This window comes from Sandaracinobacter neustonicus (assembly GCF_006385875.1).
Taxonomy (GTDB): Bacteria; Pseudomonadota; Alphaproteobacteria; order Sphingomonadales; family Sphingomonadaceae; genus Sandaracinobacteroides; species Sandaracinobacteroides neustonicus.
The window spans coordinates 94,486-104,110 of sequence record NZ_VFSU01000034.1; the positions used below are offsets into that span (position 1 = coordinate 94,486).

At 66.1% G+C, this 9,625-nt stretch carries 12 protein-coding genes; all 12 read left to right on the forward strand.

Translation table 11 applies throughout. The annotated features are described in order from the left end of the window. Positions 1-34 precede the first annotated feature (34 nt). Genes FJQ54_RS15715 through FJQ54_RS15770 form a run of 12 tightly spaced genes read left to right on the forward strand, consistent with a single transcriptional unit; the run spans position 35 to position 9,440 of the window. On the forward strand, positions 35-2,845 hold the full coding sequence (locus FJQ54_RS15715) for a hypothetical protein (protein WP_140929365.1): 2,811 nt from the start codon (positions 35-37) through the stop codon (positions 2,843-2,845). Between the two features lie 25 nt (positions 2,846-2,870). Then, positions 2,871-3,239 carry a hypothetical protein gene (locus tag FJQ54_RS15720; protein WP_140929366.1) on the forward strand — a complete coding sequence of 123 codons (369 nt, stop codon included), beginning with the start codon at positions 2,871-2,873 and terminating at the stop codon, positions 3,237-3,239. A 22-nt stretch (positions 3,240-3,261) separates the two neighbouring features. Beyond that, the gene (locus FJQ54_RS15725) at positions 3,262-3,537 is read left to right on the forward strand and encodes a phage fiber-tail adaptor protein (RefSeq protein WP_235890499.1); all 276 of its coding nucleotides are present in this window, start codon (positions 3,262-3,264) and stop codon (positions 3,535-3,537) included. After that, positions 3,537-4,073: a head-tail connector protein gene (locus FJQ54_RS15730; protein WP_140929368.1), complete on the forward strand. Its 537-nt coding sequence runs from the start codon at positions 3,537-3,539 to the stop codon at positions 4,071-4,073. Before FJQ54_RS15725 ends, FJQ54_RS15730 begins: the two co-directional genes overlap by 1 nt. Positions 4,074-4,082: 9 nt before the next feature. After that, positions 4,083-4,415, forward strand: a complete 333-nt coding sequence (locus FJQ54_RS15735) for a phage head completion protein (RefSeq protein ID WP_140929369.1) — start codon at positions 4,083-4,085, stop codon at positions 4,413-4,415. 9 nt (positions 4,416-4,424) lie between these two features. Next, positions 4,425-4,823: a DUF3168 domain-containing protein gene (locus FJQ54_RS15740; RefSeq protein WP_140929370.1), complete on the forward strand. Its 399-nt coding sequence runs from the start codon at positions 4,425-4,427 to the stop codon at positions 4,821-4,823. A gap of 1 nt (position 4,824) precedes the next feature. Next, a complete protein-coding gene (locus tag FJQ54_RS15745) occupies positions 4,825-5,232 on the forward strand; it encodes a phage tail tube protein (RefSeq protein ID WP_140929371.1) in 408 nt (135 codons plus the stop codon). Continuing rightward, the gene (locus FJQ54_RS15750) at positions 5,229-5,537 is read left to right on the forward strand and encodes a gene transfer agent family protein (RefSeq protein ID WP_140929372.1); all 309 of its coding nucleotides are present in this window, start codon (positions 5,229-5,231) and stop codon (positions 5,535-5,537) included. The genes FJQ54_RS15745 and FJQ54_RS15750 overlap by 4 nt, the downstream gene beginning before the upstream one ends. After that, on the forward strand, positions 5,537-5,737 hold the full coding sequence (locus FJQ54_RS15755) for a phage tail assembly chaperone (RefSeq protein ID WP_140929373.1): 201 nt from the start codon (positions 5,537-5,539) through the stop codon (positions 5,735-5,737). Before FJQ54_RS15750 ends, FJQ54_RS15755 begins: the two co-directional genes overlap by 1 nt. Further along, positions 5,727-6,269 carry a tail tape measure protein gene (locus tag FJQ54_RS15760; protein ID WP_140929374.1) on the forward strand — a complete coding sequence of 181 codons (543 nt, stop codon included), beginning with the start codon at positions 5,727-5,729 and terminating at the stop codon, positions 6,267-6,269. Before FJQ54_RS15755 ends, FJQ54_RS15760 begins: the two co-directional genes overlap by 11 nt. After that, a complete protein-coding gene (locus FJQ54_RS15765; RefSeq protein ID WP_140929375.1) occupies positions 6,262-8,610 on the forward strand; it encodes a DUF2460 domain-containing protein in 2,349 nt (782 codons plus the stop codon). The genes FJQ54_RS15760 and FJQ54_RS15765 overlap by 8 nt, the downstream gene beginning before the upstream one ends. Further along, positions 8,607-9,440: a DUF2163 domain-containing protein gene (locus tag FJQ54_RS15770; protein WP_140929376.1), complete on the forward strand. Its 834-nt coding sequence runs from the start codon at positions 8,607-8,609 to the stop codon at positions 9,438-9,440. Before FJQ54_RS15765 ends, FJQ54_RS15770 begins: the two co-directional genes overlap by 4 nt. Positions 9,441-9,625 lie beyond the last annotated feature (185 nt).

The window sequence follows — 9,625 nt, forward strand, 5'->3', positions numbered from 1 at the left end:
CCCGGTTCCTTTCCTGATCTGGCCGGAGCTGGCGATGGCGATTGTCTCGACTGCCGTTGAATCGAACGGTTGGGTGCTGGCTGTGACCGGCGATTGGCCGCAGACCGGTGGTGCCTGGGAGTTCAATGGCGCGGACCGGCCCAATGGCCGCTTCCTGCTGAGCGGCGTGGACCAGTTTCCGCTGGATCCCAAGGGTTCGCCCAAGGTGGTGCTGCAGGTTCGGACAGCCGGGTATGACCGGATTGGCGGGCAGGCGGTGGCGAATGCCGCGCGGGCGATGCAGATCGTCGCCACCAAGGTGATGCGGTTGCCGTACCCGGATGCGAAACTGCTGAACGAGACCGACAATGGCAACGGGACGCGGACCGTTCGGCTGGCGTTGAGCAAGCGGGTGCCCGCCGGGGCGAGCATCGTGCAGGCGAGTTTCGGGGCGGGCTGGAAGCAGGGCGAGGCGGCTACGGTGCTGACGGCCGTGGCGAACCAGTCTGTGCGGCAGGTGATCCCGGTGATCAGCCGGTGGGCGACGCCGAGTTATCTGCCGGTGATGGGGACCGATGACAGCCCCAATCATATCGGGCGTGTGGATTTGATCGTGGCGGCGGAGCATCCTGAGCATTTCGGCCCGGCGCGCAACCAGGCGGTTGCTGCGGTGAAGCTGACGGCGACGGATGGGACGATCACCAAGGAATATTGGTTCAGCGAGCCACAGACATCGCCTGCGCATGGTGACAATTTGCGCTGTTGGGGCGGGGAGATCGATCTTTCAGGGTTGAACCCCGGCCTGATCACCGTGCATCGCACGATGTATCCGTGGATTGGCGAGGCGCGGGTTTCCGGGACGGGGCATGTGGCTTCGGTGAGCGGCGGTGTCGGCCCTGCGCACGAAACCCCGCTGCACATGATCTATGACCCGACCGGGAGCCGCCACGGTAACCGGCGGCGCTATGTGTTTGTGGACAGTGATTCTCCGCGAGTGGCGCAGGCGGATGTGGCGAGCGTGGTGTTGCACACCGACATCGATTCCGCGCGGTCGGCACCGGTGGCGAGCAAGGCCGGCAACCTGATGGTGGCGCTGCAGGCGTTCAAGAACCTGCTGGTGGCCAGCCCGACATTGGCCCCCCCCGATGCCAATGGCGTGAGCAGCGCAACGCGGGCCTGCGATTATTGGGAAATCATCCTGACGGACGGGCAGGCGCACACCGTGGGCGGGGCGATCAGTTCTGCGGCTCCGCATTTGAACCCGTGCGAGGGGCTGACCATCGTGCGTGGCGATCCGGCTGCTGCGAATCCGCGCGCGACGACAATCTTGCGTGCGAGCACGGCGTATGTCGTGCAAAATCAGCGCTGGTGGTTTCGCGACCTGCGGCTGGAACTGGGCGGTGCCATGCTGTTCAGCGGCTCTCCGACGAGCGGCGTGGGGGTGACTGAGCGGGTGACGCTCACTGGGCGAGCCGGTTTCGAGACCAGCACGACCGGAATCTATGGATCGAGCGGGAGTTTCCAGAACCAGATTGTTGACAGCGATTCCTTCGCGCATGGCAACCAGCCCAGCGGCGTGTTGATCCGCAACATGCAGCGCACCCGGATTGCGGGTGGGACGACGTTGATCGGCGTGACCATCAACCGGGAAGCCGGCACGCAGCGGACCACCTCCGCATTCTATTTGGCGAAAGACACACCGGACCAGATGATCTGGAACTGCCGGGTCTATGAATGGCCGGGCTCTTTGATGACCGTGCTTTTGGGGGCAGGGCTATTCGGCAATCCCGCCACGATGCTCCGGCTTGCTCTGGTGAATGTGCAGCTGGAAGGGCAGGCCGGCGACCCAGCGCACCAGTTGGGGGAATATTCCTATATCCAGATGCAGGACTGCATCTGGGAAGGATGCACCCTGTTGGGTAGCCGCTATAACTGGCACAATGAAGCGCCGATGCCGTTCGTTTCGAGCGGGACGACGGTGACGGCCGGGGTGCTGAACCATGGGCTTGCGGTGGGCGAAGCGGTGAGCATCGCCGGGCTGTTGCCCGAGGCATACAACGGGACATTCACGGTGGCGAGCGTGCCGGATGTGAATCGCTTCACCTATGTGGCGGCGAGCGAGCCGGGAGCTATGGCCACTTACAAGGGTGGCACGGTTAAGCGGGTGGCGGGCGGGCCGGTGATTCCGCTGGTGCGCATGTCTTTGGAGCATAACGGCAATTGCCTTCGCAATGTGGTGTTCGACCGCAATGCGACGAAGCAGGACCAGTGGATCGCCGACGGGACGCAGACCGGTTGCTGGGAGCTGCTGTACGGAGTGGGGCAGTCCAGCGTGTTTCGCGCGAACCGGGGGGTGAACAGCCCCTTCGACTGGCAATATGCCTTTGACGGCATGGGGTCTGAAGCGGACACAGACTATGCCGTACAGACCAATCCGGCGGCCTATAAGGACTATTATGGGCTGGTGAACGACGCGACCAACAGCGGTTCGGGCACCTGGGGCGGGGATTATCGGCCGAGTGTTGCGAAGGCCAGCCGGCTGATCGGCAAGGCGACTCTGGCCGGGATCGACAGGGACATCGACGGACAGGTGCGCGGCGCTAGCTTCGCGGCCGGGGCCTATGAGGCAGACGAAGTCGTTGTGCCGGAGGTGACGCTTGCGGTGGTTTCGGCCGTGCATGGGCATGCGGCGGGCGTGGGTGTGTTGAAATGGACGGCTGGGCTGGGTCCGGCGGCGGCTGCGCACGCCCAGCTGGTGACTTCTCCGCTGTTGCTGGCGGTGCCGCCGGCGGCGGAGACGGGTGGTGGGCAGCGGACTCTGGTGGTGGGGTTCGAGGACAGGGGCATCGCGGTTTCGGGCGAATGAGGCAGCACAATTCGGGAGAATTTTGATGGGCAAATGGGTTGCAGGCGATGTGCTGGACGGTGCGCTCAGCGTGATCGCCATGGCGGATCGGATGATCGCGCTGACGGGTCAGCCGGCGTCGTTTCAGGCGGCGATTTCGGGTGGTCTGGCTGAAGCCGCAATGGCTCCGGCTGATTATACGATGCAGTCAGGTGCCGGGACCGGCAGGCGGATTGCGATTGCCGGCAAGTCCGGCGCGACGGTGACCGGTTCGGGCATCGCCGATCATATTGCGCTCGTCGATATGGCGGATGGCAAGCTTTTGTATGTGACGACCTGCCCCGCGACTTCTCTGGCGGCGGGTGGAAGCGTGAGTTTCGACGGCTGGACCGTGGAGATTGGGGCACCGGCCTGAGCGCGGGTTGGAGGAGATGGACATGTTCCTGAAGGATCCGGACGCGGTGCTTGACTATCAGGTCGACTGGGCCGCGGCGATTTCGGGCGGGCAGGCGGTGGTGGCCAGCAGCTGGGCGGTTTCCCCCGTGGAGAGCGGCGGGCTGGTGGTGCTGGAGTCCGGGCTGGACGGCGCGATGGCGCGGGTGCGGCTGGGGGGCGGGGTTGTCGGCCACGTGTATGAGGTGCGGAATCGCGCGGGCTTTTCCGACCTGACGGTGGATGAGCGCAGCCTTGTGCTGCGGGTGGAGGATCGCTGATGCCGAGCATCGAGAAGACGCCGCCTGCGGCCGCGCTGGCGGAACTGAAAGCCTATCTGCGGATCGAGGACAGCGGGGAGGATGCGCTGTTGTCTCAGCTGTTGCGCGCCGCGACCGAAACCGTGGAGGCCATGTTGGGGCTGCTGCTGTTCGAGCGCGAGGTGGAGGAGCGGGGCGAGGTGCGGGACGGCGCGTTGCGTCTGGTGGCGGAGCCTGCGCGCAGTCTGGTGAGCGCTGAGGCTGTGGCGGCGGACGGGACTGGGCGGGTTCTGGCGGCCGGCGAGGGGCAGTTTCGGGTTGGCCGCTATGGCGAGGGACGGCTGGACGTGCCTGCGTTCCCGGACTGCCAGCAACTGGTGGTGCGTTATCGCGCGGGGATGGCGAGCGACTGGAACTGGGTACCCGAAGTGCTGCGGCTTTCGGTGATCCGGGCGGCGGCGCATTTCCATGCGCATCGGGATGCCCCCGACGAGCCGGGTGTGCCGCCCGCCGTGCGCCGCATGCTGACGCCCTGGCGGGCGCGGCGGATTCGTTAGGAGGCAGACATGGCCGAACTGGCTGGGAGGCTTTCGGAGCGGGTGCGCTTCGAAGGCCGGGATGACGTGCGCGGTGCGGCTGGCGAGCGCGAGGGCGGGTGGCATTTGCGCTTTGAGCGCTGGGCGCGGGTGGAGTTGCTGTCTCGGTTCGAAGGTGTGACGCCGCGGGCGGATACGCGGCAGTCTGCGCGGCGCTGGCGGCTGGAATTGCGCGACGGGGTACGGCCGACGCTGGACATGCGGATCCGCTGGCGGGGTGAGCTGATGCTGCCGACCGCCATCGAGACCGATCCTGCGAAGCCCGGCCGCATCATCCTTTGGGCCGAGGACTGGAACGACTGAGGAGGCAGCATGAAGGCAAGCCTGGAACTGCAGCGCCTTGTGGCGTCTGCACTGGCGGAGGATGCGCATCTTGCGGCGCGCGCCATCGCCGTTTTCGACGGGCCGCCGGCCAACGCCCGCCCGCCTTATCTTTCGATCGGCGGCGATACTGTGGTGAGCCGGGCCTGGCAGGGCGGCGAAGGGACCGAGCATCGGTTCACGATCAGCCTGTGGGACAATCGCGACAGTCTGGCCGAGGCGAAGGCGGTTCTGGCGGACGTGGAGCGGGCGGTACTGGCGATTCCGGCCTTTCGGCCCGGGCTGCGGCTGATCGGATTGCGGCTGGCGCGCGGCAGCGTGCGGCGCACGGCAAAGAACTGGATGCTGGGTCAGCTGGAATTCCGGACCCTGAGCGTGATGGAGAATTGACATGGCGGTTGAGAGTGGAGCGGCATTCCTGCTGAAGATCAGCGATGGCGGCACGCCTGAGACGTTCCGCACAGTGGCAGGCCTGCGCACGACGCAGTTGAGCCTGTCTGCCGAGCCGGTGGTGGTGACACACAAAGGCTCTGGCGGGTGGCGGCAGTTGCTGCCTTCTGGCGGGATCCGGGCGGTTTCGATCAGTGGGGCTGGGGTGTTCACCGGGTCTCAGGCGGAAGTGCAGTTGAAGAACCGTTTGCTGAACGGAGCGCTGGACCGGTTTGAGGTGAGTTTTGAAGGCGGCGAGCGGCTGCGCGGGGCGTTTCAGGTGACCCGGCTGGACTATGCCGGGGATTTCAATGGCGAGCGCAGCTACACGCTTTCGCTGGAGAGTTCCGGGCAGGTGGAGAGCCTGTGAGCGCGAACCCCGTGCGGGGCGAGGTTGCATTGCCGTTGGGCGGTGTTGCGCGGGTATTGCGACCGAGTTTTTCGGCGCTTGTTGCGGCGGAGGAAGAGGCCGGGAGCCTGTTCCTGATGCTGGACCGGGCGGCGAGCGGGCAGGCGCGGATTTCTGACATGAGTGCCTTGTTCTGGAATTGTCTGGGCGACCGGCAGGACGGCGAGGGGCGCGCTTCGTTCGAGGCGGCGCTGCTGGCGCAAGGGGTGGCGGCCTTGCTGCCGGTTTATCGCGCCCTGCTGTCGGCCGTGTTCGGCGGGCGCTGATGCAGCTGTTTGCCGATTTGGCCCGGCGTGCAGCGTTGGTAGCGACCGGGCAGTTGGGTTGGTCTCCAGATGAGTTCTGGCGGTCGACGGCGGCCGAGCTGGCGTTGGCCATCGAGGGCCGGGCGGGGCCGGGAGAGCCTGCGCCGCTGGACCGGCGTGAATTGGAACGGATGCAGCGGGGAGCAAGCGATGGACGATGAACTGGATGCGCTGGCCGTTCAGGTACGGGCTGATACGCGTGGCTTTACCGACGATGTGGGCGAGATGCGCGGCGTGCTGCGCGAGGGGCTGGGGCGTGAGGCTGACAGTGTTAGCCGTGGGATCGAGCAATCCTTGCGGCGGGCGGCGCGGAGCGGGCGGCTGGAATTCGAGGATCTGGGCAGGGCGGCGGCGAGGGCGCTGGGCGAGATTGCGGGCGCGGCGTTGAAGCTGGATGGGGCCGGGCTGTCCGGTTTGCTGGGGCAAACCGGGACCGGGTTGCTCGGGCTGCCGGGGCGGGCGACCGGCGGGCCGGTGGCGCCGGGACGGGCCTATGTGGTGGGGGAGCGGGGACCGGAGTGGTTCGTACCGACATCAAGCGGACGGATCGAAACCGGATCGGGCGGCGGGCAGCAGGTTCGGCTGACCGTGAACATGAACGGCGGAAGTCGGCAGGATAGTGAGTTCATGGCGCCGACTGCACGTCAGCTGGCGCGCGAGGTGCGCCGGGCACTGGAGCGGGCCAATGGTTGAGGTTCCGGCCTATCTTGCCAGCCGCGAGGATCAGGTGCGGACGGGTTGGGTGAAGCGATTCCGGCCGCAGCTGTGGACCGTCGATTTTGCCCGGCCGATGATGGCTGCTGTGACGGCTCCGCAGCTGGGGCTTGTGCGGCTGGATCTGGACTTTCTGACGAAGGGTGATCTGGCGGGGCTGATCTGGGAGAGCGAGGATCGCTGGTCTCACCCGTTGCTCGCTTATGCGACCGACCGGGACTATCGCGGCTGCCGCTTGCGGTTCGACTGGGTTTCGGGGCCGGGGGTGATGGCGCTGGATGCGCTGAACGGGCCGGTGTTGACGCTGGAGGGTCGGGATGCGGCCGGTGTTGCGCGCACCTGGTATGTGCGGCTGTGGAATTATGCCGTTGTTTCCGGGACTTCTGCAGCGATTTCGCTGGAGTTCGACCAGTTGAGGGCTGGGTTCGGGACGGATGGCGAGCCGGTTTATGCCGGTGATATCGACCGGATGTTCATCTCCATGGTGCCTGTGGGGTTCGATGGAAGTTCGGGGGCGCTCGCGGCACCGGTTTCGAGCTGGGTGGAGCTTCGCAATCTGCGGGCGGACGGGCTTCGCACGATGCTGGCCGTGGGGGATGCGTTTCTGCCGCCGCATGGGCTTCGCATGTCCTCTGGCTATGATGACAGTTATCATCAGGCACCTGAGCGGCTGATCGAGCAATGGGAGGCGCTGGGGTATCGGGCGCTGGCCAACCATTATGTGGGGATGAGCCATTATTATGCGCTGTCTCATGTAGGGGCAGGGCGGTTCGAGGTGGCGGGTGGGTTGTGCGGGGCTGCTGTGGCCTGGCACCGGCGGTTGCTGCAGGCTGGCGGGGAGGCGGGGTTTGAGCTGATCCTTTCGCTGTCATTCGAGTTGTTTGATGCCAATGCGCCTGCGGGTTGGGCCCAGCGGGACAAGGATGGCGAGCGGGCGCTGACGGGGTGGCTTCCGCCTTCGACATTGCTTTCGCCCTGCAATGGGCAGGCAATGGGGTGGTTGCAGGGGATTGCACGAGCCTTTGCCGGGCTGGCGGCGGAGACCAGCCAGCTTGTGCAGTTTCAGGTGGGTGAGCCCTGGTGGTGGGTGGGGCAGGCCGGAAAGCCCTGTTTTTATGATGCCGCGACGGTGGGTCGATGGACGGTGGAGACCGGCTCGACGCCTCCGTTGATGGCGGATGTGGTTGGCGGACGGACGGCGGCGGAGCGGGCGTTTCTGGATTGGCTGGGTGCGCGACTGGCGGAGGCGACGCTGGCGTTGAGTGGGGCGGCGGCATCTGTGACGGGGGCGGGCTATCGCTCCCATCTACTGTTCTATGCGCCGCAGGTGTTGGACGTGGATAAGCCGGAGCTTTGGCGCGCCAACATGCCGGTGGGTTGGGCGTGGCCGGCATGGGATGTGCTGCAGCTGGAAGACTATGACTTTGTGACCGCCGGGAACGAGGCGGGCATGGCGCGGGGCGTTGAGGCGGTGGATGCCCGGCTTGGCTATCCGGCTGAGGCTCAGCATTACCTCGCGGGTTTCGTGCTGAACGCGGCGGATGCGCAGAAGCAGTGGCCGTTGATTGCGGCGGCTGCGGCGCATGCGCGGGATCGGGGGGTGGCCGAGCATTTTCTGTGGGCGTGGCCGCAGGTGGCTCGCGACGGTTTCACCTGGCTTGAGCTTGGGCCTGCGCCCGGGGCGGAGGATGTGATGGACGAATTTCATGATGTGCGCTTTCCGCTGGATACGGGCTTCGAAGCCGTGGGCGGACCGGGGTTTTCGACGCAGGTGGCGGTGCTGGCCTCTGGCTATGAGCAACGCAATGCGATGTGGCAGGGGGCGCGGCTGTCTTACGACGCCGGGTTGGGGGTGCGATCGGAAGCTGATCTGGCGTTGCTGCTGGCGTTTTTCCGGGCACGGCGGGGGCGGGCGATCGCGTTCCGCTTTCGTGACCCGATGGATTGGACCAGCGCGCCGTTCGGCGAGGCTGTTTCGGCAGAGGATCAGCTGTTGGGCGTTGGCGACGGACAAGCGCTGAGTTTCCAGTTGGTCAAGCGCTATGGTGCTGAGGCAGGATCCGAGGTGCGCAGGATCAGTCGGCCGTATGACGGGAGCGTGCGGATATCCGTGGGGGGTGTCGAGCCGGATGGTGGGTGGACGTTGCAACCCGGCGGGTTGATCCGCTTCGAAGATCCGCCGGGCGCGGGAGCCGAGGTGCGGGCTGGGTTCGAGTTCGATGTGCCAGTGCGGTTCGACGTGGATCGGCTGCAGATTTCTCTGAGCGGTGTGCGGGCCGGTGAGGCACAGGCCGTGCCGCTGGTGGAGGTGTTTGAATGAACGCAGGGCCGCAATGGCTTGACCGGCCGCTGACCAGCATCGCCTTGTGCTGGCGGCTGGTGCGGGCCGATGGGCTGGCTCTGGGATTCACCAGCCATGACCGCGACCTGAGAGTGAACGGCCTTCTGTATCGGGCAGGACCGGGGATGACACCTTCGTCTGTGAGCCAGTACGCCGAGTTGGAGCCAGACAACATGGAGATCGGGGGCGTTCTGGACGATCGCTCGATCCGGGCGTTCGACCTGGATTCGGGGCGTTGGTTGAATGCGCGGATCGAGTTGTTCGCTTGCGACTGGAGCGAACCGGATACGCCGCTGGCATTGTTGCGAGGCGCGCTGGGGCAGGTGAGCCGGAGCCTTGCGGCTAGCGGCGGAAGTTATCGGGTGGATTTGCGCAGCGGGGCCTATGCGCTGAATCTGCTGCCGCCGATGGAGCTGTCTCCGACATGCCGGGCGCGACTGGGCGACGGGCGTTGCGGGGTGGATATGGCTGGTCGCGTGCGGCGTCTGGCGGTGTCTGGCGGTGGCGGGTCGGAGTTGCTGTTGCAGGCGGAACTGGCTGATGCGGCAGATTTTTCCGGCGGTCGAGTGCGGGTGCTGGACGGCATGCTGGCCGGGCTGGATTTTGGTGTGATCGAGGTGGCGGGGGCGGTGGTCCGGCTGGATTCGCTGTTGCCCGCAGCGATTGAGCCGGGGACGCGGGTTCGGTTGAGCGAAGGTTGTGACAAGCGTTTCGCGACCTGCCGGGATCGGTTCCAGAATGCCGAGGCGTTTGATGGCGAGCCGCACGTGCCGGGTGCCGATACACTGGTGCGCTATGTCGACCCCTGAGCGGCACCCTAACGCCGATGCAATCGTGGCGGGCGCGCGATCTGCGATTGGCACTGCTTTCCGCCCTCAGGGCAGGGGCATTGGAGGGCTGGACTGTCTGGGGCTTGTGCTTCGCGCGGCGGCGCAAGCCGGGGTCGAGGCTGGAATCGGGCCGCAATTGCTGCGCGGGCATACGATGGAGTCTG